Genomic DNA, 22,215 nt, shown 5'->3' with positions numbered 1-22,215 from the left:
CCGGATCACTGCACCGCGGAAGGATTATCCAGGCTGTCGGAACCCTCGATCTCGATCTTGAAACCGAGCTTCGCGACCAGCGCCTCGATCGCTCGCGCCTGGCCGACGAGGCCATCGACGGCAGCCTGGACGAGCTTGTTGCCCTCCTCATTGCCTTCGCCGATCATCTGGTCATAGGCCTCGGTGCCGTCGTCAGCGCGCTTCTTGATCGCGGCCAAGGCGGCCTCGGCCTTGTCCATGGCGGCATCAAGGGCCTTGGCTTCGTCCGGCGCCTTTTCAGAGGCGTAGGCGGCGAGGCTTGGCCCCTTGGTTTCCTTCCCGTCGGCCGCCTTGTAGGCGCCCTTGTAGATGCCGATCATGCCCACCTGATCGTAGTAATGCGAATTGTGGGTGTTGTCGGAAAAGCAATCGTGCTCCTCCTCCGGATCGTGAAGGATGAGACCGAGCTTGATGCGCTCGCCCGCCAATTCGCCATAGGACAGACTGCCCAGACCGGTCAGGATCGTGGCGAGCCCTTCGTCGGCGCTCTTTGCGGCCACGTCCTTGCGGGCGTCACCATCCTTCTCCCAGGCCTCGACGATCTCCTGGAGATCGTCGATCAGAAGGTCCGTCGCCGCCTTCAGGAAGGCGCGGCGGCGCTCGTTGTGGCCGCCCGTGCCGCCCTTTAGAAGGTAATCGGTGTGCGGCCGCGCGCCTGCTCCGGCATCGGTGCCGTTGAGATCCTGGCCCCAGAGCAGGAATTCGATGGCGTGGTAGCCGGTCGCCACGTTCGCCTCGACTCCGCCGGCCTCCTGCAGTTTCTGCAAGAGCTCCTTGTCGATCTTCGAGGCATCCACCTCGTCACGACCGATGCGGATCTTCTCGTTGGCGATGACGTTGGCCGTGTAGAGCGGATTGTCGTCGGAGCTCTCGCCATAGCTGCCAGCATCGACATAATCGATCAGCCCCTCGTCGAGCGGCCAGGCGTTCACCTTGCCTTCCCATTCGTCGACCACCGAATTGCCGAAGCGGAAGCCCTCGGTCTGCTGGTAGGGAACGCGCGCGGCCTTCCATGCGTCCTTGGCGGCCGCCAACGTCTCCTCGGAGGGTTTGGCAAGAAACGCGTCGATGGCGGTCTGAAGCTTTTTCGCCGTCGCAAGGCTGTCCGAATACATCACTTCCGCCAGATCGGCGTAATGCGTGACAACGGCTTCTGGCTTGGTCGCGGCGAAGCCGGGGTTTGCCAGCGCAAGGCTCAGCGCGGCTGTCGAGAACAGGACGGACAGCGATTTCATTGGAGGGCTCCTCTTTCCCACGCAGGCATGGCGGGCGACCGAATACCTGCTAGAAGCACCCGCAATCTGAAGCTGTCAACGAAATCGCATCAGACTGTATTTAGAATAAATCGAATATGCAGGATCGATACTTGATGAATTCGGTTTCAGTTCTTCTCTAGCCGAAGTTGCAACTATTGTGAGTCGGGATTCCCACGAATCTCGCGATCAGCGCTCACACCAGAATTCCGGGCCATCAGGCCAGCGCCGGGCAAGCCCTTCCGCAAGCAGCGTCTCACCGATGTCTTGCCGACCAACGGACACGTCCGCCAGCGTTCGGCCATAACGGTCTCGCCCCTTTCGCATGATCGATATCGTTCCGCTGTTCAGAAGGTCGAGCAATCTCTCTGCGGCACGTCCCCCAAGCGCCCGCTCCGCGGCACCCCGCAAAAATTACGATAGGTCTCGGGCGCGTCGATGTTGCGGATGCGGATACTCTCCTCATCCAGCCGAAACGTATCGCCATCGATCACACATGAGCGGCCCCGCCCTTTCACGCACATGCTGAAGCCTTCGACGCGGATATCCGAGCCGGGTGCCTGAGCGTTGCCGAAAGAGATCGACGTGGAGGGGCTCCGGGCCGGAAGCAATGGTGGACCGACCAGATCTCCGAAACCATAGGCACCGATGACGGCTACGATAATGATCGCTGCAGCGACGGGGCCAGCTGACCGAAAACGACGACGGGGCAAAAGTGAGGAATGGGCGCGAAGTGGCGCTCGTCTGGCGTGTCTCATACGCCAATAGATATCTAGGGTTGATTACCTGAAGGTTCGCCACCCTGGGTAGACATAGGCTCTCACGCGCGCAGGGTTCGATCGCCGCAATCCCGGACAGCAGGGAGCCTCCACCTTCTATCGGTGCGCTGAATGCCCCAGAAAGTTCTTGAGCTGCGGTGTCTGAGGCATCTCGAACAGGCTTTCAGGATCGCCCTGCTCGTGAATGCGGCCTTCGTGCATGAAGACAAGGCGGTCGCACACGTCGCGTGCGAACCGCATTTCGTGAGTGACCATGACCAATGTCATGCCGGAACGGGCGAGATCACGCACGACAGCGAGAACCTCGCCCACGAGTTCGGGATCGAGCGCGGAAGTAATTTCATCGCACAACAGCGCAACCGGGCGCATCGCCAAAGCACGCGCGATAGCGACACGCTGCTGCTGGCCACCGGACAATTGCGCCGGATAGGCGTCGAATTTCTCGGACAACCCAACCAGCCCGAGTGTCTCCTGGGCGATCTGCCTGGCTTCGTCACGCGAAACCTTGCGCACGACCTGCTGCGCCAGCATCACGTTTCGGCCGGCGGTGAGATGCGGGAAAAGGTTGAACTGCTGGAAGATCATGCCAACCTTCATCCGCAGCCGGCGCAGATGCACCTGATCCTGCAGCATGTGCTCGCCAGAGACGAGGATCGAACCCCCGTCGATCGTTTCCAGGCCGTTGATACAGCGCAGCAATGTGCTCTTGCCCGATCCGCTGCGTCCGATGATGGCGACGACCTGACCAGGCTCGATGTCGAGATTGATGCCCTTGAGAACCTCGGTGTCGCCGTAGCTCTTTCGGACCTCAGTAATCGCGATGATTGCCATAGAGTCTCCGCTCGAGTAAGCGGCTCGCCTTGGATATCGGCCAGCACATGCAGAAGTAGATGATCGCCACCATTCCGTAGACGGTGAACGGCTTGAAGGTTGCGTTGGCGATGTTGTTGCCCGCCTGGGCAAGCTCTACGAAGCCGATGATCGAGGTCAGTGAGGTGGACTTCAGGATCTGCACCGTGAATCCAACGGTCGGTGGAATGGCAATGCGTACGGCCTGAGGGAGTATGACGTGCCGCATCTGCTCGAAACGGCTCATACCGAGGCCCGCCGAGGCATCCCATTGACCGCGATTTATGGATTCGACGCAGCCGCGCCAGATCTCGGCGAGGAATGCGCTTGCCCACAGTGTGAGTGCGAACCCTGCGGCGGCCCAAGCCGGCAGCCGCAACCCCACTTGCGCAAGACCGAAGAAAACGACGAAGAGCTGCATCAGCAGCGGCGTGCCCTGAAGGAACTCGATGTAGGCCCGCGCGCCGTTGCGCAGCCCTGGATGACGGGAAATCCGCAGGAACAGAACCACCATTCCCAGCGCGCTGCCGCCCAGCAGGCACACCAGGAACAGCACCAACGTCCAGCGTGTCGCCGCCAGCAGATTGAAGAGAATGTCGGTGAAGGAATAAGCGACCATCTCCGACCTCACTTCCCGGAAAACAGAACGGGCAGCCGGCCGAGCAGCAGTCTCAAAAACAGCGCCATCACCAGGTAGGTCACGGTGGAGAAGAAATAGGTCTCGAACGCCCGGAAATTGCGGGTTTCGATAAACGACGTCGCGTAGCTGAGATCCTCGACCGAGATCAGGGACACCACGGCGGAGCCGAGCATTGCGATGATGATCTGGGAGGTCAGCGCCGGCCACACCCGCATGAAGGCGGGAACGAGTGCGACATGGAAAAACACCTCCGTGCGCGACATGCCAAGGCTCAGACCGGCCTCGATCTCGCCGGAAGGCGTGCCCGAAAGGCCGGCACGGATGATCTCGGTGGCGTAGGCCGCGACGTAGATCGTCATGGCCAGATAGGCCGCTTGCATCGGCGTCAGGCGAACCGCGATCTCAGGCAGGCCGAAAAAGAGGAAAAAGAGCTGGACCATGAAGGGCGTGTTGCGGATGGCCTCGACATAGGCCACCACCGGAGGACGCAGGCTGCGAGGACCCCAGCTCAGCACCCACGCGAACAATGTGCCGAAGGCCACGCCCACTATCGATCCCACGAAGGTGAGCTTCAGCGTGACGAAGATTCCGCTCACGATCAGTTCGCTGTAGTCGGCCACCCAATCCAGGTACATTTCCAGCGCCTTTCGGTGTCAGGGCAGCCGACCTGCGGCCACCGCCGGATCAGAGATCGGCCGGCAGCGGCGCCTTCATCCATTTCTGCGAGATGGCGTTGAGCGAGCCGTCGCTTTTCGCCTTGGAAAGCGCCTCGTTGACGGCCGCCAGCATGGCGGTTTCGCCCTTGCGCACGCCCACGTAGCAAGGCGAGTTCTTGATCAGGAATTTGAGCGCTAAGGGACGGGCCGGGTTGCTGTCGGCAACCGAGGCCACCACCACATTGGCGGCGGCGACCGCTTCGACCTGCCCCGACAGATAGGCGCTGAGCGTGCTTGCCGTGCCGTCGAAACGGCGGATCTGGGTGCCGCTCGGCGCAAGGGCAGTGAGATCCAGATCCTCGATAGTCCCCTTGCCCACCCCGATGGTGACGCCTGCCAGATCGGCGGCCTTCGTGACGGCGAGCGACGTGCCACCAAACACGCCGCTGTAGAAGGGCGCATAAGCCTGGCTGAAATCGATGATCTTCTCGCGCTCGGCGTTCTTGCCGAGACTCGCGATGACGAGATCCACACGCCCGCTCGACAGGAAGGGCACCCGGTTGTTGCCGGTGATGGGGACCAATTCGACCTCGACGCCAAGCCCGCGACCGACAAGACCGGCGACCTCGATATCGTATCCGATCCGGGTACCGTCGGGCGAAAGGGTGCCGAACAACGGGTTGTCCTGGGGAACGCCGATGCGAACCGTGCCCGCCGCGCGGACATCATCCAGTTGATCGGCGAAGACTGGTGTCGCGGCGGCGCCTGCCAAGAAAATCACGGCTGCAAGCAAGGATCTGCGGTCAAGCATGTGAGTTCTCCGTTTGACTGATGGACGAGGTGCGGCCCTGGGGAGCCTCGAACCGGGTGACAAAACGAAACAGAGCCGCCGCGCCGCGTGCGATGTCTTCCGGGCTCACATATTCCGCCGGATGATGGCTGAGCCCGCCTTTGCAGCGCACGAAGATCATGCCGATATCGGTGATGCGGCTCATGGAATTGCCGTCATGGCCCGCGCCGCTCGGCAGATCGATAACAGGGCTTCCGTCCGCGATGATCGCCTCCCGAATGCGCTCGCTCAGCCAGGGCGCGCAAGGCACGGTATCGCCTTCACCGAGGCGGGTGATCTCGACGCCCAGGCCACGCCGTCCGGCAATGGCGCCGATCTCGGCCTCCACCGCCGCGAGCGCCCGACGGCGGACGGCATTGTCGAAAGACCGGATGTCGACCGAGAAGCGCACATGGCCTGGAATGACGTTCATCGCCCCCGGACCGACCTCGAGCGCGCCGACCGTCCCGACGGAATCGACCCCATTGCAGATCTTCTCGATGGCCAGCACGCATTCCGCCGCACCGGCGAGCGCATCCCGGCGGCTTGCCATCGGCACGGTTCCGGCGTGCCCGGCCATGCCGGACAGATCGACCCACAAGCGCCCCGCACCCGAAATGCCGCTGACGCAGCCCAGGGCGACATCGTGCTCCTCGAGAACCGGCCCCTGCTCGATATGAAGCTCGACATAGCCGAGCAGATCTGTCGGCGCGATCGCCGCCTCCGGCACACGTTCCGGATCGAGACCATGCGCGACCAGCGCCTCAGCCGCGGAAGTGCCGCCCTCGTCGCGCAACCGCAATTGGCCCGGTTCGAACCGGCCGGCCACCGCTTTGGCACCGACTATGCCTGAGCCGAAACGCACGCCCTCCTCGTCCCCGAACGCGGCAATCTCGATCGCGAACGGCATTCGGGTGTCGGCATCCTGCAAGGCCTGGACGCAGGCGATCGCGGTGACGACGCCGAGTATGCCGTCGAAACGCCCCGCATCGCGGACCGTGTCGATGTGGGAGCCGAGCATCAGGGCCGGTTGCCCCGGCTCCCGGGCTTCGTACCTGCCGATCACATTACCGGCCGTGTCGAGGCGGACAGACATGCCCGCCTCCCGCATCCATTCCGCCACCAGAGCCATGGCGTCCGCCATGCTCGCGCTGAGCGCAAGCCGGGTGAGACGCCCGGCATCGGAGGACAGCGCCGCCAGTCCATCGATCCTCGCCTGGATCGCCTCGGCGGAGAGAGGGCTGATATCCTGTGTCGAGATCGGTGAGGTCATGACGGCGACCAGCCCTTGAATCAGGGAAGTGCGGCGGTGACGATGACCTCGACCAGATCACCGTCGGGCATGATCGACTGCACGAAGGAGCGCACCGGTCCGCAGCCTTCCGGCACCCATTCGCGCCAGATCGCGTCAAACTCCGGTTTGCGGTCATGGTCGGTGATGACGACCTCGGCCTTCAGAAGGCGCGATTTGTCGGTGCCACCCTCGGCGAGTCGGCGGTCGAGCTCTGCCAACACGTCATGGATTTGCCCTTCCAAATCCTTGCTCTGGTCGGGGGCGCTGGCGACACACCACACAAATCCACCGCCACCAGGAAAGCGGTACACGCTTGTGCGAGACTTACCGTTTTGGGTGGGAAAGCGCGTGATGTCGGAGGTTTCGGTCGGCACTTGGGAAGCATCCATCTGTTGGTGGCGGGCCGGTTTGCGCAGCAACCTTCCAAGCAGGAAAAGCTCCGCAAACTGGTCTGAACAGTTATGGCAGCCGCCCAATGAGATGCAATTGCCCAAACGTTGCTGGCATAAAATTTGCTCACGAAGTCTATTTATTTTGCAGTAAATGACGTTTTATTTCTCAGAATTGTTGCCACCCCATGTGGACCGACCACTTGTCCGAGCGTGGAGTCCTTCTCACCCAGATTGCCCTTGCTGGCGCAATCGCTTTGGATTAGCGCTCGGCGCCTGGGGTCGCGATGAAGATGATTACGGACGGATCTTCGGGGGGCAAACGCACCGTCGCGGATCAAATTTCGATCGAATTGCAGAGAATGATCATCGAGGGCGAGATCGATCCTGGAAAACCTCTGCCGTCGCAACGCGACATCGCAAACAGGTTCGGCGCGAGCCGAACATCGGTGCGCGAAGCAATCTCGGCACTTTCAGCGGCGGGGTTGGTTCAGGTCGAGCACGGGCGCGGCGTATTCGTTCGCTCACCGAGTGCGCAGCCCAGCCAGAACCGGCCCTCAAGCTGGATGTTCGACGGAACGCTGGCGCTCCGGGACGCCTACCAGATCCGCGCCCTGATCGAACCCTTCGCCGTGCGGATCGTGACACCCCTGCTGTCGCGCGAACATCTTGCCCGGCTTACGTCGATCATCGAGAACACGGAATCTCATCTCCTATCCGGAGATTATGTGGCATTGGCGAAAGAAGATTTCGCGTTCCACTTCGTCTTCGCCGAGCTTTCAGGAAATCAGCTGTTCGTCGATATCCTCTCTCGCTGCGCTTCCCTGCTCCCACCCGCCTTGGGGTCCGGCGCATCGATGATCGTGGAGGAGCACTCCGCGATCATTGAAGAAGTGGCGATGGGGCGCGGCGATTCCGCCGCGCATATGATGCATGACCACATCATCGGCGCCGCGAGCCGCGCCGGGATCACCCTCCCCGCTCCGTCCAACAGAAGCTGATCGCAACGTCTCCCGGCATCTCAGAGGCGGAGAGTGATCTGAGCATTCGTCGAGACGCGATGAAACAGCGAGAGCTCGATCAGACATGGAGCGGTGGATAGCGGGGACAGCCGTCAATCCGCACGATCTGCGTATGTTGCAAAACAGGCTTCGTCGCCTGATCGAGCGAAACATCGGAGAAACAACGGGATAGATGGTACAGCTACCCCGGCTCGAACGGGGGACCCCCAGATCCACAATCTGGTGCTCTAACCAACTGAGCTATAGCTGCACGACGGCGTTGGCCTATGGCGCTTACCTAAGAGAATTTGCGCGCCACGGCAAGACCGTGCTGATGCCTTGTTCACACCGCACGCATTAACTCTAGTTTTAATGATCTCTGGGGAGGCGGCGGGGCTCGATAGACGATGGTTCAAGGATGATCTAAGCGTTTAACGTCTTCTTAACCCTCAGGGGAACCATGGACGACGTCGCGCCTCTTCCGGACCTCGCCGACCTGCCGCAACTGGCAGGCCGCCGAAGCGATTCCGCGCCCACCTTCGTGGTGAGCCGAGAGGATGGAGCGATCCTTTGGAGCAACACCGCGGCCGCGGACCTGCTCCGTGCCGACCATGGGCGGCATCTCGGTCTCAGCGAACAATTCGCACGATTCCCCGTGCCCCGCCGTGGCTTTCGGCTGATGCGCCTCGCTTTGGCAGGCGATGAGGGCTCCGAGGTGCTCGTTTGCCGGGCGGAATGGATCGACGTCAATGGAGAGGATGCGGCCCTCGTGGTTGCCCTGAACACTCCCGCGCTCTCGGTGCGGTCGGCACCTGAAATTGATGCGCCGGTGCTGGCAGAAGAGCCGACGATCGCGCCCGAGCTCGCAGCGCCGGAGCCTTTGCCGAAGCCGATCCGTTTCACGTGGCAATCCGATGCAGACGGCCATGTGATGCAGGTTTCATCCGAACTGGTCGCCGCGTTCGATTCAGCTAAGGATATCGTCGGCCGCTCGTGGGACGATATCGCGAACGCTGTCGACACCGACGAGGCCGAACGTCTTTCCGACGCCTTGACGCGGCGCGATACCTGGAGCGGCATCGTCGTTCATTGGACGCTGCCGGAGGGGCGCATCGTTCCCCTGGAACTGGCGGGGCTGCCGCTCTACGACCGCGCCCGTGATTTCAAGGGTTTTCGTGGGTTCGGGGTCATCCGATACGCCCCCATGTTCGCTCCTTCCGATCAGGCGGCCCGTACTTCAATCCCCGCAGAACTTGATGCCAGTGCGTTGGAGGAACATCACGATTCGGATTCTGTGATCTCCGACGACAGTTCGGACGATGCGCAGACCGCACCTCTGGAACAGGCGGCCTTCATGCTGTCTCTCCTTGCCGAGGCGGAACCCGAAAGTTCTTCCTCGACGATCGAGGATGCCGCATTGGAGAATGCAAGCCTCTCGCCGCCCGAACAGGAAGAGGAAGAGGAAGAGGAAACAGACGAAAGCTCGCCTGAGTCCCGGGAGGATCGATCCCCCGTTTCTGCCCCGATCGTGCCCTTTCCGGTGTTCGGCCGCCCAAATCTGAAGCCGAACGAACATTCGGCGTTTGAGCAGATCGCACGCGCCCTCGGCGGCTCATTCCCGTTACGCCCTGCGGCAGCGACGGCGCGGCAGGTCGAAGATGCACCGCCCGCCCCGCGCCGTCCCGAGCCCCGGGCCCAGCTTCCGGGTACCGATTTTCCGGGGGATTTTAGTGATGTTCTCGACGCCGTGCCCCACGGTATCCTGATCCATCGATCCGGCACGGCTCTGTTCGCCAACCGCTTCCTGCTCGACCTTGCAGGGCTCGAACACCTGGACGCCCTCAACCGACACGGCATCGACCGGCTGATCGACGCGCGCGACGTCTCAGGTGTGCGTCTGCGGGGCGCAGGCGACATTTCCCTGCCGGTGCAGGCTCAGATCCGGGCCGTCGGCTGGAATGGAGAACCGGCCAGCCTCTCCCTCATCACGCCCGTTTCGCCGCCGCCCGTTCTGGAGGCTGACGAAACCGTGCGCCAGTTGCGGGCGATCCTGGACACCGCGACGGATGGGGTGCTGGTGCTCGATGAACAGGGGCGGATCGTCTCGGTCAACCGCAGCGCCGAAGCCCTGTTCGGCTATGAGTGCGCGGAACTGGAAGGCCGGCATTTCACGCTCGTACTGGCCACCGAAAGCCATCGAAGCGCGATCGATTATCTGGACGGCATCCGTGCCAACGGCGTCGCTTCGGTTCTGAACGACGGACGCGACGTCGCCGGTATCGCGCGTCGCGGCGGAGCCATCCCCCTGTTCATGACACTGGGTCGGGTCAGCGAAGGCAATGAAGCACGCTTCTGCGCGGTGCTGCGAGACCTCACCCAGTTCCGCAAAGCCGAGGAAGAGCTGCGGGCGGCCAAGGTGAAGGCCGAACGCGCCAGCTCCCAGAAATCGGACTTCCTCGCCCGTATCAGCCATGAAATCCGCACGCCCCTCAATGCCGTGCTCGGCTTTGCGGAACTTATGATGGAAGAGCGCTTCGGTCCGCTGGGCAATCAGCGCTACCGGGATTATCTGCGCGATATTCACGAATCAGGCGCCCACATCATCAGCCTGATCAATGATCTGCTGGATCTGTCGAAGGTGGAGGCGGGCAAGCTCGATCTCGACTTCACCAGCGTCAACATCAACGAGATCGTTGCGGGCTGCGTGGCCCTGCTGCAGCCACAGGCCAATCGCTCCTCCATCATCATCCGCACATCGCTTGGGCCGCGCATGCCCGCCGTGGTGGGCGATGCGCGAAGCCTGAAGCAGATCGTGCTCAATCTGCTGTCGAACGCTGTGAAATATACGCCTGCCGGTGGGCAGGTCATCGTCTCAACTGCCCTCACCGATCTCGGGCAGGCCGTCATTCGCGTGCGTGACACAGGGCTTGGCATGAGCGAGACCGAGATCACAACCGCACTCGAACCCTTCCGCCAGCTCTCCACCAGCAATGCCGGTGGCAGCACGGGTCTCGGCCTACCACTCACCAAGGCGCTGGTGGAAGCCAATCGGGCGACGTTCGCCATCCAGAGCGCGGTCGGTGCGGGCACCCTGGTCGAGGTGATTTTCCCGCCCACACGGGTTCTCGCGGAATAATTGCAAAGAACCCCTCCGTAGAAAGCCGGACATTGACTCCTCGGCCCGCAGACCCCAATTATACGTACGAGGCTTGTAATTTAGATTTCTTCTAAACTGGCGGCAGGAACCCGTTCTTCATGATCGTCTGCTCATGTAATGTGCTTAGCGAACGGGCCATCCGCGAAGCTTGTTCGGCGCCGGATCAGGCGCCCCGCACGCCAGGACAGGTCTATCGTTGTCTGGGCTGCAGCCCTCAATGCGGTCGCTGCTCCCGCACCATCCGCACCATCATCGACCAGGCTTTGTCGGTGTGCCCGGCCGCCTGCGCGGTCTGCCCGAACCATGGTCATCATCACGGCGCGGACAACGAAAACAGCACCCTTCCCCACCTCAGCGAACTGACCCATCTGGACGCTGCGGAATAATCTTCTCGATTTTTTTGGCGTGTCGGCATAGCCCCTTGCCATTGGCCATTCATCACTTTAGAACACCTCTAAACAAGGTGCGAGGAGAACGATTGTGAAGGGTGACCAGAAAGTCATTGAATATCTGAACCGGGGCCTGCGCTCCGAACTGACGGCCGTGAGCCAGTACTGGCTCCATTATCGCCTGTTCGACGATTGGGGATTCCGGGACCTGGCAAAGAAATGGCGCGCCGAGAGCATCGAGGAGATGCAGCACGCCGATCGTTTCATCGACCGGATCATCTTCCTCGAAGGGTTCCCGAACCTTCAGGTTCTCGACCCGCTGCGCATCGGCCAGTCCGTGGTCGAGATCCTCGAGAGCGATCTGGCCGCCGAGAACGATGCCCGCGCGCTCTATCTCGAAGCCGCCAAATATTGTGACAGCATCAACGATCGCGTCACCAAGGAGCTGTTCGAGGATCTGGCGTCCGACGAGGAAGGCCATATCGACTTCCTGGAGACCCAGCTCGAGACGATCCGCCAGATCGGCGTGGAGCGTTATTCGCAGCACCACATCGGCAAGTTCGAGGACTGATCTTCGAACGCTGCCCTGCAAAAAGCCCGGACAATCGTCCGGGCTTTTTCATTTTCAGCTGCTCGCGGTCTATCCCGCCTTGGCGAGCACCGGTGCCGCGCCGCCCTGCTCCGCCATGCGTTCGGCGCGTTCGCGCTCCAATTGGGCGCGCCGCGTCATGATCGAAACAACGACCACGACCGTCGCGACCATCCCGATCAGGATCGTGCAGATGGCGTTGATTTCCGGTGTCACGCCCAGTCGCACCGATGAGTAGATCCTCATCGGCAGCGTGGTGGCGCCCGGTCCCGTGGCGAAGCTCGCGATCACGAGATCGTCGAGCGACAGGGTAAAGGCCAGCATCCAGCCCGCGATCACCGCCGGTGCGATGATTGGCAGGGTGATGACGAAAAAAGTCTTGGTGGGTGTCGCACCGAGGTCCTGGGCTGCCTCTTCCAGCGAACGGTCGAAGCTCAGCAGTCGCGACTGCACGACAATCGCGACGTAGCACATGGAGAACGTGATGTGGGCGAGCGTCACGGTCCAGAAACCACGCGCCACCCCCAAAGCCACGAACAAAAGCAGGAGCGACAGGCCCGTGATGACTTCCGGCATGACGAGCGGCGCGTAGACGAGCCCGGAAAACAGGGTACGACCTCGAAAGCGGCCATGGCGGACAAGAGCAAGCGCAGCCATCGTGCCAAGCACGGTCGCGACGCTGGCCGACAGGAACGCCACACGCGCGGTGATCCACGCAGCATCCAGCAGCGCCTGATTTTGCAGCAACGCGCCATACCAATGGGTGGAGAAACCACCCCACACCGTGACCAGCCGCGACGCGTTGAAGCTATAGACGACGAGGATCACTATCGGGATGTAGAGAAACGCGAACCCGAACGTGAGCGCCACGAGATTGAAGGAGGACAGGCCTTTTTTCATCGGTCGGCCTCCAGCTGGCGCTGCTGGAAATTCTGGTAGATCACGATCGGAATGGTCAGGACGAGCAGCAGCAGTACGGCCACCGCCGCCGAAACGGGCCAGTCGCGATTGAGGAAGAACTCGTTCCACAAGGTACGGCCGATCATCAATGTTTCGGAGCCGCCGAGCAGATCGGGGATGACGAATTCGCCGACCGCCGGGATGAAGCAGAGGAACGAGCCCGCGATGACGCCCGGCAGAGACAGGGGGAAAGTGATCTGCCAGAAGGCGCGGATCGGCGGCGACCCCAGATCGGCTGCCGCCTCAAGCAAGGTGTCGTCCAGCTTTTCGAGGGCGGCATAGAGCGGCAGCACCATGAACGGCAGATAGGAATAGACGATGCCGATGAAGACCGCCTTCTCGGTGTTCATGATGGCGAGCGGCGTGTCGATGACGCCCAGCCAGATCAGGAAGGTGGAGAGCAATCCCTCCGGTTTCAGTATGCCGATCCACGCATAGACGCGGATCAGAAACGACGTCCAGAACGGCAGGATGACGAGCATCAGCAGCATGGGGCGGATGCTCTTGGGCGCGCGCGCCATGCCATAGGCCAGAGGATAGCCGATCAACAGCAACAGCAGCGTCGAGATCGCCGCGATGCGCAGGCTCGACAGGTAGGAATTGATGTAGAGCGCGTCACTCGCCAGAAAGGCGTAGTTGTCGAGCGTGAAGGTCCGGACCTTGTCCCAGGTGCCCGACACCCCGTCGGCCAAGACGCTGAAATTCGGCAGATAAGGCGGCTGGGCGATGGTGCCGGTCGACAGGCTGATCTTCAGCACGATCAGGAACGGCACGAGGAAAAAGGCGATCAGCCAGAGGAAGGGGAGCCACAATTCGAGGCGCCGCATCCATCCCGACCCGCCCGCAGGATTGGCCATGGCTCTACCTCATGCCGTGAGAAGAACGCCCTGCTCGGGCGCCCAATTGAGCCAGACCTTGTCTTCCCAGGATATCGGACGCTCGACCAGCCGCGTGCGGTTGGCAACCGAGACCTTGACAATATCGCCGGTGGCGATCTTCACCCGGTAGATCGACAGATCGCCGAGATAGCCGATGTCCCACACCTCTCCGGACAGAACGTTCGGCGTTCCGGGAGCAGGCGCTTCGCGCGAGATGAGCATCTTTTCGGGGCGCAGGGCCAGCCATGCCTCCGAACCGGAAGCCGCCGAGACATTTCCTGCCAGCTGGATGGGAGCTTCCGCCCAGGCGCTGCGCAGGATGGCGAGATCGCCCGACTTCTCGACGGTGCCAGGAATGATGTTCACGTCGCCGATGAAGTCTGCCACGTAGCGTGAGGCGGGCTGTTCGTAGATCTCGCCTGGTGTGGCCACCTGCACCATGCGCCCGCGATTCATCAGGGCAATGCGATCTGCCACCGTCATGGCCTCTTCCTGATCGTGGGTGACGATGAGGAACGTCATGCCGAGCGTGACCTGAAGGTCGGTCAGTTCGAATTGGGTCTCCTCGCGCAGCTTGCGATCGAGCGCGCCCAGCGGCTCATCGAGCAGCAGCACTTTCGGCTTCAGCGCCAGCGAGCGCGCCAGGGCTACACGCTGCCGCTGTCCCCCGGAGAGCTGGTGCGGCTTGCGTTTGGCGAAAGGCTCCAGCTTGACGAGCTTCAGCATTTCCTGAACGCGCGCCTCGCGGTCAGCCTTTGGCATCTTCGCCTGCTTCAGGCCGAACGCGATGTTGTCCGCCACGTTCATATGCGGGAACAGCGCGTAGGACTGGAACATCATGTTGACGGGGCGCCGATAGGGCGGCACGCCGACGAGGTCCTGCCCCGCCAGCAGGATGCGGCCCGATGTCGGTTCCTCAAACCCAGCGAGCATGCGCATCAGGGTCGTCTTGCCGCAGCCCGATGGCCCAAGCAGCGCGAAGAACTCGCGCTCATAGATGTTCAGCGTCAGGTTATCGACCGCCGTGAAATCACCGAATGTCTTGGTGACGTTCTCGAATCGGATAAGCGGCTTCGCATCTGGGTCAGTCCACGGGCTGAACGCCCTGCGGATCGGACCCAGCGCGGCTTTCAAGGGCGCAGACGGCATGGACGGGCTCCTGCCGGAGGGCGCAAAATTGCGCCCTGCCACGGCCAAGCGAGGGGCGGGATCACTGACCGGTTTTTGCGCGGGTCCATGTCCGCGTAATGACACGCTGCAGTCTGGGATCTTCCACGGTCGACACCGTGTAGAGGCGCTTCAACGTCTCGGCGTCCGGATAGATCGCAGGATTATCCAGGATTTCCTTGTCCACGAATTGCTGCGAAGCGAGGTTTGCGTTCGCATAGGCCACGTAATTGGTCGCCTTGGCGATCACCTCGGGCCGCATCATGTAATCGATGAATTTGTGCGCGCCCTCGGTGTTCGGAGCATCGGCAGGAATGGCGAACTGGTCGAACCAGAGCTGGGCGCCTTCCTTGGGAATGACGTACTGGATTTCGACGCCTTTACCGGCCTCTTCGGCACGGGTGGCCACCTGGAACACGTCACCCGAATAGCCGACGGCCACACAGATATCGCCATCGGCCAGCGCGTTCTTCCATTCGTCGGAATGGAATTTGCGGATGTGGCTGCGAACCTTGCCGAGATGCTCGCCGGCTTTCTCGATATCGGCGGCGTCCTTGAAGTCCGGCTTGACGCCGATGAAGTTCATCACCGACGGAAGCAGGTCTTCCGCCGAATCCAGCACCATGATTCCGCAGGACGCCAGCTTCTCGGCGTTGGCTGGATCGTAGATCAAACCCCAGGAATTGACCGGCGCATTGGGCAACGCCGCCTTTACCTTGGCCGCATTGATCCCGATACCTGTGGTGCCCCACATATAGGTGACGGAATATTCGTTGCCCGGATCGTAGATCGAAACACGATCCCGGATTTCCGGCCACATGTTCTTGAGGTTCGTGAGCTTCGACTTGTCGAGCTTCTGGAACACGCCGGCCTTGATCTGGCGGCTGAGGAATGTCGCGGTCGGCACGACGATATCGTAGCCCGTGCCGCCGGTCAGCAGCTTGGTCTCGAGCAATTCATTGGTGTCGAACGTGTCGTAGACCACGTTGATGCCGGTCTCGGCCGTGAAATCCTTGAGGATCTGGGCGTCGATATAATCCGACCAATTGTAGATGCGGATTTCCTCGGCCTGGGCAGACATCGCCCCGAGCGAGAACGTGGCAAGCGCGACGGCCGCGATGGGCCTAAGGAGGCGAGAAACCATCATCCGTTGCTTCCTCAGCTTGAGCGATTCAGACCTGCTCCAACGTTACGAAGCAACGCGCTGGCGCACAAGCCGTTCTCCCTATCGACGAGCGGCAAGGCCCACGATGTGCGGGTTGACGGTTTCCGCAACGCCCGGCACCATTATCGCGATCGGCGGACGCCCGTCCGTCGCAGGCACAATGGAGCGCCGCCGGACCGAACGGTCCGGACCGCATGGATCGACCGGACATTCTGTTCCGGACGATGCGGGGCCGACGCAATATGCGCATGAGCAAGAAGAAGATTCAGAAGGACGCCGCCGCCTCCCTGCGCGGCGTGGCGAACGTGGATGAGGCGCGCGCCTGGGTGAAGGCGCGCGGCATCGAGGAAATGGAATGCGTCGTGCCCGATCAGGCGGGTGTCGCGCGCGGCAAGATCATGCCTGCCTCGAAGTTCTTCAACGCGCCGGCGATGAACCTGCCCTCGTCCATCTTCCACCAGACGATTTCCGGCGAATATCCGGACGACGACGTTCCCGGCGCGGGAGATCCCGCCGATGCCGACCTCGTGCTGGTGCCCGACTTCTCGACGCTCACCGTGGTGCCTTGGGCCAGCGATCCGACGGCGCAGCTCATCCATGATTGCTTCAAGCGCGATGGTAGCCCCGTGGAGGTAGCGCCGCGCCAGGTGCTTCGCCGCGTGATCGACCTTTATGCCCGCAAGGGCCTCAAGGCCGTGGTGGCGCCGGAAATTGAGTTCTATCTTGTCAAGCCGAACACCGATCCGGATTATCCGCTGGAGCCGCCGGTCGGCCGTTCCGGGCGGCCTGAGACGGGGCGTGTGTCCTATTCGATCTCGGCCGTGAACGAATTCGATGACCTTTTCGAGGACATCTATGATTTCTCGGAATCGCAGGGCCTCGAGATCGACACCCTCATCCATGAGGAGGGCGCCGCGCAGATGGAGATCAATCTGCGCCACGGCGATCCGCTCGCTTTGGCCGACCAGGTCTTCATGTTCAAGCGCACGATCCGCGAAGCGGCGCTGACCCATAACATCTACGCCACTTTCATGGCCAAACCGATCGCCAACGAACCCGGCTCGGCCATGCATATCCATCAATCCGTGTGGGACACGAACGGCCGCAACATCTTCTCCGACAAGGACGGCGGCCCAACGCCGGAATTTTTCGCCTTCATCGCCGGCCAGCAGAAATATCTGCCGCATGTGATGTGCATCCTGGCGCCGTACGTGAACTCCTATCGCCGGCTGACCAAGGCGGCCACGGCCCCTATCAACGTGGCGTGGGGCTATGACAACCGCACCACGGGCCTGCGGGTGCCGCCGGCCGGTGCCGAAGCCCGTCGTGTCGAGAATCGCGTCCCCTCTTCCGATGCAAATCCCTATCTCGCCATCGCCGCGAGCCTGGTCTGCGGTTATCTCGGCATCGAGGAAGGGCTGACGCCGACCGATCCCGTCGAGGGATCCGCGCATGGCCTCGATTACGACCTTCCACGTGGGCTGCTCGAAGCCGTGTCCTCATTCGAACAATGCGAGCCATTGCGCGTTCTTCTCGGCGAAGCCTTCGTGTCTTCTTATGCGGCGTTGAAGCGCGGCGAATATGAAACGTTCATGCGGGTCATCAGCCCCTGGGAACGCGAATATCTGCTGCTGAACGTGTGAAAGAGGGCGCGGGCTTTATCGTCCGACGCTGTCGATACCGGCCACATAAAGCCGGATCGCGTGGCCGCACGAATATGGATTTCGACCATTTCTCTTGGTGTCCAGCCTCGGGACGAAATGCAGCTGGCTTTGGGTACGTGTGGGTATGACGGACACCTTTTACGAGCTCTCGGCCCCTCCGCTTCCAGCCTTCCCCCCTCTTTCCACCAACCAGCGCGTGGAGATCTGCGTCATTGGCGCAGGATTTACCGGTCTCGGCGCCGCGCTGAAGCTCGCCGAAAGCGGACGCAGCGTAATGCTGCTGGACCAGGGGCGCGTCGGCCAGGGCGCGTCGGGGCGCAATGGCGGCCAGATCCATACAGGCCTGCGGCGCGATCAGATTTTCCTGGAAAACAAATTCGGTCCCGAGGCCGCGCGTCAGTTATGGGATTTGAGCCAGAGCGCCGTTGCTCATCTCGATGCATGGATTGCCCGCTACGACATCGACTGCGATCGGCGGAACGGCATGATCTACGCCGATCACCGCGCCCGCCTCGTCTCCTCAAGCCATGATTATGTCCACCATCTGCGCTCGCATTACGCATACGGCAAGGCGGAATCCCTCAGCCGTGAGGCGATCCGCGAACTTGTCCGCTCCGACGATTATCATGGCGGCATGCTGGATCGGGGTGGCGGTCATCTCCACCCTCTGAAATACGCCCGGGGCCTGGCCAAGGCGGCCGCGGGGCTTGGCGTCGTCATTCACGAGCAGAGCAAGGCACTGGCCATCGAGCCTGGATCTCCGGCGAAAGTCCGCACCTCCGGCGGCACGGTAACGGCGGATTGGGTGGTGGTGGCAGGCGACAGCCTGATGCAGGGCCTCGTTCCGGATGCCGACACACGCATCCTGCCCATTGCCAGCACCGTCGCCATCACCGAAAAGCTAGGCGAAAGGTTGCGCGATTTTCTGACCAGCGACATGGCGGTCGCCGACAGCCGTTTCGTGGTCAATTACTTCCGCCCCACGGCTGACGGGCGCCTTCTGTTCGGCGGTGGCGAAAGCTATTCGAACACCCACGTCGCCGACCCCGAAAAGCTCGTGCGGTCGGCCTCCACGGCCGTTTTCCCCGCCTTGAAAGACGTCCGGTTCGATCATGCCTGGAGCGGCATCGTCGGCATCACCGTCAGCCGCCTGCCTCTTATCCGTCTCGCTCAGCCCAACGTGCTGCTCGCCGCGGGCTATTCAGGTCAGGGCGTGGCGCTCGCACCCTTCACGGGCGCCGTTCTCGCCGATGTCATTCTAGGCAACGCGCAGTGCTTCGAAGTGCTCGCCCGCCTTCCCTCCTCGCCTTTCCCGGGCGGGAAGGCATTGCGGCATCCGCTGATGGTGCTTGCCATGCTGTATTACGCCGCGCGCGACCGGATGTGAGCGGCCGTCGTTCACCCGATATTCAGCCATAATCGTGGAAGATCATGCGTCTGGTGGTCCTGAATGACCGTATCGCGCCGAACCGGCGACAGGGTGTTTGCCATGCGTATCACACGTCTTCTCATTTCCTCGGCGGCGATCTCGGCGCTTGCCGTGACGAGCCTGCCTGCCATTGCCATGCCGGCCGCGCCGGCCAGCGCGATCGGCGCGCCGTCTTCTCTGATCAAGGTTCACGATCATCACACCGGGGCGGTTGCGGGCGTGGCTCTCGGTGCCGGGCTTATCGCCGGGGCTGCCATTGCCAGTTCGAACCGGCCCCGCGAGGTCTATATCGAGGAGGCGCCTCCCCCGCCGCCGCGCACCCGTGTTTATTACGAGCGGCGTGAGACGGCCGATCAGGCCGTGCAGGCCTGCGCACGCGGGCTGCTCGACACGGCTCGCCGAGAGGGCGCCTACGATTCCGAGGTCGGCTTCATCGATTCCGTCATCGAAAAGCCGGACGGCGGGCACCGCGTCGAGGCTGAGATTACGCTCGTTTATCCCCGCTACGAGAAGACCTCCACGGTCGTTTGCCACACCGAGGATGGCTATCTCGTCAGCGCCCGCACAGGCTATTGAGCTCCACCGCCGAGTGAAATTCCAGGCCGGGCCCATCGCCCGGCCTTTTCTTTGCCGCAAGACCCGAGGTTCCGGCGCCGCGACATAGACGCGCTTCTCGCCGCCCAGGCTTGGTCAAATCGCGTCACACCGCCTAGATCAGATCATCGATCTCGCGGAAGCCTTCCATGACGTCCGATCCCTCGTCTCCGAATTCGGCCCGCCCGGCCGCGTCCTCCTATCGCCTGGCCGCTCTCGACCCCGATTTTCTTCTCCAGGAATCGATGCGCGGCGTGCGCTTTCTTCTGGAATACGCCAAGGCCGAGGACCGGCTGCAAGACTGGGCGGTGCAATCCACCATCGTGGTGTTCGGCAGTGCCCGCATCCTGCCGGGCGGCAGCGCCGACCCTGAAGACGCGACGGCGCCTCTGCTGCCCGGCGCGAAGCCGCGCGCGGGCTCTCGGTCGGCGCATTGGTATGAGGAAGCCCGCCGGTTCGCGCAGATCGCCTCAGAACGTGGGGGTGCGTTGAACACGCGGGATGGATTGCGCCGCAACGTCATCGCGACAGGTGGCGGGCCCGGCATCATGGAGGCCGCCAACAGAGGAGCGGCCGAAGCCGGCGCGCCGTCGATCGGCTTCAACATCCGCTTGCCCTTCGAGCAGGAGCCGAACGCCTATTCCACGCCCGATCTCACCTTCCTCTTCCATTACTTCGCAATGCGGAAGATGCATCTCGCGATGCGGGCAGCGGCTCTGGTCGCCTTTCCCGGCGGCTTCGGCACACTCGACGAATTGTTCGAGGTGCTGACCTTGCGACAGACGGGCAAGGCGCCCGCGGTCCCGATCGTGCTGTTTGATCGCGCTTATTGGACCAAGATCATCAATTTCGATGCGCTGGTGGAGGAGGGCATGATACGCGCCGACGACCTCGCGCTGTTCGATTACGCCGATAGCGCGGAAGAGGCTTGGGACCATCTCGTGGAGCATGGATTGCCCATCTTCCCCATGCTCGATATGTAATTATTCCACCTTTAACATATCCGTCGCCGGTGTTATGTCTGCCGGGCACCGCATATGGGCGGGCCGTTGGCGGAACGATGCGTTATTTTCCTATTTTCGTGGACCTGAAAGAGCGGCTGGTCCTGGTGTTCGGCGGCGGGGAAGCCGCAGTGAACAAGATCCGTCTTCTGCTGAAGACAGGCGCGCAAATCCGTGTCCTGGCAGACGATGCAGCGCACGATATCGCGGACCTCGCTGCCTCATCCCTGATTGATCTGCGTCCTTCCGCCGATCCCGCGAGCGTCGATCTTTCGGGAGTGGCCCTGATCATCTCCGCCGCCGGCGATCCGATCGACGGAGAGATTTCCCATCGGGCGCAGGCGCTCGGCATCCCCGTCAATGTGGTGGACCGTACGGAATTGTGCAGCTTCATCACGCCGGCGATCATCGATCGCGGCACGGTGCTTGCGGCCATCGGAACCGAGGGCGCGGCTCCGGTGCTGGCGCGCCGTCTGCGGGCGCGGCTGGAAAGCCTGCTGCCCGCACGGCTCGGCGCGCTTGCCGACCTGATCGGGTCGAGGCGCGAGCGCCTGAGTCACGCGGCACCCGACATCGCGGACCGCCGCATCTTCTGGGAACGTGTCGTCGATGGGCCCATCGGCGCATCCGTCCTGGCCGGCCGGGACACCGAAGCAGCAAACGCCCTCGACGCGTTGATCGACCAGACGAACCAAGAGGGTCCTCAGCCCCGGCGGGGCACGGTGTTCCTGGTAGGAGCCGGTCCGGGCGACCCGGAACTCCTGACGCTGAAAGCACTTCGCATCCTGCAGGACGCTGATGTGATCTTTCACGACGATCTCGTCACCCCAGAGATTCTCGATCTGGCGCGCCGCGATGCGGAACGCGTCTTCGTCGGCAAAAGGGCGGGCTCGTACTGCGTTCCGCAGGAGCAAACCAATCACTTGCTGGTTGAGGCAGCCGGGCGCGGCCTGCGTGTCGTCCGGCTCAAGGGCGGCGACCCCTTCGTATTCGGCCGCGGCGGCGAGGAGATCGACGCCATGGAGAAGGCCGGCATCGATGTGGTGGTCGTGCCGGGCATCACGGCGGCGCTCGGGTGCGCGGCCGAGGCCGAATTGCCGCTGACCCACCGGGAAGAGGCCGCGCGCCTTGTCCTCCTCACCGCCCATCGCGCGGCCGATGCCGCAGCCATCGATTGGTCCGGCCTCATTGCGCCTGACATGACGCTCGCCATCTATATGGGCAAAGCCAGCGCTCCATTGGTGGCTGACGGTCTCATCGCCGCCGGTCGGGACCCTTCGACCCCCGCCGCGGTCCTGGCGCGTGGAACGCGTCCAGATGCCAGCCATGTCGCAGGCCGGTTGGAGGAATTGCCCGCGCTCGTCGAGCAGGCGGGAAACGGGCCCGCTTTGCTGGTGCTCGGCGAAGTGGTGCGGCGCTCGAAGCCCTGGCGTCTCCGGGCCGCCATTCTGGCCGCAGCGCCGGAGATGACACTGGAACTTGCGGACTGACGA

The 22,215-nt window shown here is 62.4% G+C and carries 21 protein-coding genes and 1 tRNA gene; 9 read left to right on the top strand and 13 right to left on the bottom strand.

What is annotated here, in order from left to right:
* Positions 1–5: 5 nt before the first annotated feature.
* The 8 genes from ACQ6S1_RS14245 to ACQ6S1_RS14210 all read right to left on the bottom strand — a co-directional run bounded on the left by ACQ6S1_RS14245 (position 6) and on the right by ACQ6S1_RS14210 (position 6,758).
* Positions 6–1,274 (bottom strand): imelysin family protein, encoded by a 1,269-nt coding sequence (locus tag ACQ6S1_RS14245; RefSeq protein ID WP_445041867.1) that lies wholly within the window; start codon positions 1,272–1,274, stop codon positions 6–8.
* Between the two features lie 207 nt (positions 1,275–1,481).
* The gene (locus ACQ6S1_RS14240; RefSeq protein ID WP_445041866.1) at positions 1,482–1,703 is read right to left on the bottom strand and encodes a thermonuclease family protein; all 222 of its coding nucleotides are present in this window, start codon (positions 1,701–1,703) and stop codon (positions 1,482–1,484) included.
* A gap of 464 nt (positions 1,704–2,167) precedes the next feature.
* Positions 2,168–2,902, bottom strand: coding sequence for an amino acid ABC transporter ATP-binding protein (locus ACQ6S1_RS14235; RefSeq protein WP_445041865.1), 735 nt, complete (start codon positions 2,900–2,902; stop codon positions 2,168–2,170).
* Complete coding sequence (locus ACQ6S1_RS14230) at positions 2,880–3,539, bottom strand: amino acid ABC transporter permease (protein WP_445041864.1); 660 nt, start codon at positions 3,537–3,539, stop codon at positions 2,880–2,882. The genes ACQ6S1_RS14235 and ACQ6S1_RS14230 overlap by 23 nt, the downstream gene beginning before the upstream one ends.
* An 8-nt stretch (positions 3,540–3,547) precedes the next feature.
* Positions 3,548–4,195, bottom strand: coding sequence for an amino acid ABC transporter permease (locus ACQ6S1_RS14225; RefSeq protein ID WP_445041863.1), 648 nt, complete (start codon positions 4,193–4,195; stop codon positions 3,548–3,550).
* A 49-nt stretch (positions 4,196–4,244) separates the two neighbouring features.
* Entirely contained in the window at positions 4,245–5,027 is a 783-nt protein-coding gene (locus ACQ6S1_RS14220) for a transporter substrate-binding domain-containing protein (RefSeq protein ID WP_445041862.1), read from the bottom strand.
* A complete protein-coding gene (locus tag ACQ6S1_RS14215; RefSeq protein ID WP_445041861.1) occupies positions 5,020–6,318 on the bottom strand; it encodes an allantoate amidohydrolase in 1,299 nt (432 codons plus the stop codon). The genes ACQ6S1_RS14220 and ACQ6S1_RS14215 overlap by 8 nt, the downstream gene beginning before the upstream one ends.
* A 20-nt stretch (positions 6,319–6,338) precedes the next feature.
* Positions 6,339–6,758: a RidA family protein gene (locus ACQ6S1_RS14210; RefSeq protein WP_445041860.1), complete on the bottom strand. Its 420-nt coding sequence runs from the start codon at positions 6,756–6,758 to the stop codon at positions 6,339–6,341.
* A 257-nt stretch (positions 6,759–7,015) separates the two neighbouring features.
* On the opposite strand from ACQ6S1_RS14210, the gene ACQ6S1_RS14205 reads away from it, so the two are divergent.
* Positions 7,016–7,729, top strand: a complete 714-nt coding sequence (locus ACQ6S1_RS14205) for a FadR/GntR family transcriptional regulator (protein ID WP_445041859.1) — start codon at positions 7,016–7,018, stop codon at positions 7,727–7,729.
* Between the two features lie 194 nt (positions 7,730–7,923).
* Here the strand turns inward: ACQ6S1_RS14205 and ACQ6S1_RS14200 are convergent.
* A tRNA-His gene (locus ACQ6S1_RS14200) sits at positions 7,924–8,000 on the bottom strand.
* A 189-nt stretch (positions 8,001–8,189) separates the two neighbouring features.
* Here ACQ6S1_RS14200 and ACQ6S1_RS14195 point away from each other — a divergent pair.
* From ACQ6S1_RS14195 to bfr, 3 genes are all read left to right on the top strand, one after another.
* Positions 8,190–10,865, top strand: a complete 2,676-nt coding sequence (locus ACQ6S1_RS14195; protein WP_445041858.1) for a PAS domain S-box protein — start codon at positions 8,190–8,192, stop codon at positions 10,863–10,865.
* A 119-nt stretch (positions 10,866–10,984) separates the two neighbouring features.
* Positions 10,985–11,272, top strand: a complete 288-nt coding sequence (locus ACQ6S1_RS14190) for a (2Fe-2S)-binding protein (RefSeq protein ID WP_445041857.1) — start codon at positions 10,985–10,987, stop codon at positions 11,270–11,272.
* 94 nt (positions 11,273–11,366) lie between these two features.
* Complete coding sequence (gene bfr, locus ACQ6S1_RS14185; protein WP_445041856.1) at positions 11,367–11,846, top strand: bacterioferritin; 480 nt, start codon at positions 11,367–11,369, stop codon at positions 11,844–11,846.
* Between the two features lie 69 nt (positions 11,847–11,915).
* Here the strand turns inward: bfr and ACQ6S1_RS14180 are convergent, their stop codons facing one another.
* The 4 genes from ACQ6S1_RS14180 to ACQ6S1_RS14165 form a co-directional block, all read right to left on the bottom strand.
* Positions 11,916–12,764, bottom strand: a complete 849-nt coding sequence (locus ACQ6S1_RS14180; protein WP_445041855.1) for an ABC transporter permease — start codon at positions 12,762–12,764, stop codon at positions 11,916–11,918.
* The gene (locus tag ACQ6S1_RS14175; RefSeq protein ID WP_445041854.1) at positions 12,761–13,681 is read right to left on the bottom strand and encodes an ABC transporter permease subunit; all 921 of its coding nucleotides are present in this window, start codon (positions 13,679–13,681) and stop codon (positions 12,761–12,763) included. Before ACQ6S1_RS14175 ends, ACQ6S1_RS14180 begins: the two co-directional genes overlap by 4 nt.
* Positions 13,682–13,690: 9 nt before the next feature.
* On the bottom strand, positions 13,691–14,851 hold the full coding sequence (locus ACQ6S1_RS14170; protein ID WP_445041853.1) for an ABC transporter ATP-binding protein: 1,161 nt from the start codon (positions 14,849–14,851) through the stop codon (positions 13,691–13,693).
* A gap of 61 nt (positions 14,852–14,912) precedes the next feature.
* Complete coding sequence (locus ACQ6S1_RS14165; RefSeq protein ID WP_445042031.1) at positions 14,913–16,013, bottom strand: polyamine ABC transporter substrate-binding protein; 1,101 nt, start codon at positions 16,011–16,013, stop codon at positions 14,913–14,915.
* A 269-nt stretch (positions 16,014–16,282) separates the two neighbouring features.
* Here ACQ6S1_RS14165 and ACQ6S1_RS14160 point away from each other — a divergent pair, with 269 nt between their 5' ends.
* From ACQ6S1_RS14160 to cysG, 5 genes are all read left to right on the top strand, one after another.
* Positions 16,283–17,677: a glutamine synthetase family protein gene (locus ACQ6S1_RS14160; RefSeq protein ID WP_445041852.1), complete on the top strand. Its 1,395-nt coding sequence runs from the start codon at positions 16,283–16,285 to the stop codon at positions 17,675–17,677.
* Between the two features lie 145 nt (positions 17,678–17,822).
* Positions 17,823–19,085 (top strand): NAD(P)/FAD-dependent oxidoreductase, encoded by a 1,263-nt coding sequence (locus ACQ6S1_RS14155; protein ID WP_445041851.1) that lies wholly within the window; start codon positions 17,823–17,825, stop codon positions 19,083–19,085.
* A gap of 102 nt (positions 19,086–19,187) precedes the next feature.
* On the top strand, positions 19,188–19,703 hold the full coding sequence (locus tag ACQ6S1_RS14150; RefSeq protein WP_445041850.1) for a hypothetical protein: 516 nt from the start codon (positions 19,188–19,190) through the stop codon (positions 19,701–19,703).
* A 167-nt stretch (positions 19,704–19,870) separates the two neighbouring features.
* The gene (locus ACQ6S1_RS14145; protein ID WP_445041849.1) at positions 19,871–20,704 is read left to right on the top strand and encodes an LOG family protein; all 834 of its coding nucleotides are present in this window, start codon (positions 19,871–19,873) and stop codon (positions 20,702–20,704) included.
* 77 nt (positions 20,705–20,781) lie between these two features.
* Positions 20,782–22,212: a siroheme synthase CysG gene (gene cysG, locus ACQ6S1_RS14140; RefSeq protein WP_445041848.1), complete on the top strand. Its 1,431-nt coding sequence runs from the start codon at positions 20,782–20,784 to the stop codon at positions 22,210–22,212.
* Positions 22,213–22,215: the final 3 nt, after the last annotated feature.

It is taken from the genome of Terrihabitans aquatilis (genome assembly GCF_052542005.1).
This window is presented reverse-complemented; position numbering and strand designations above follow the sequence as displayed.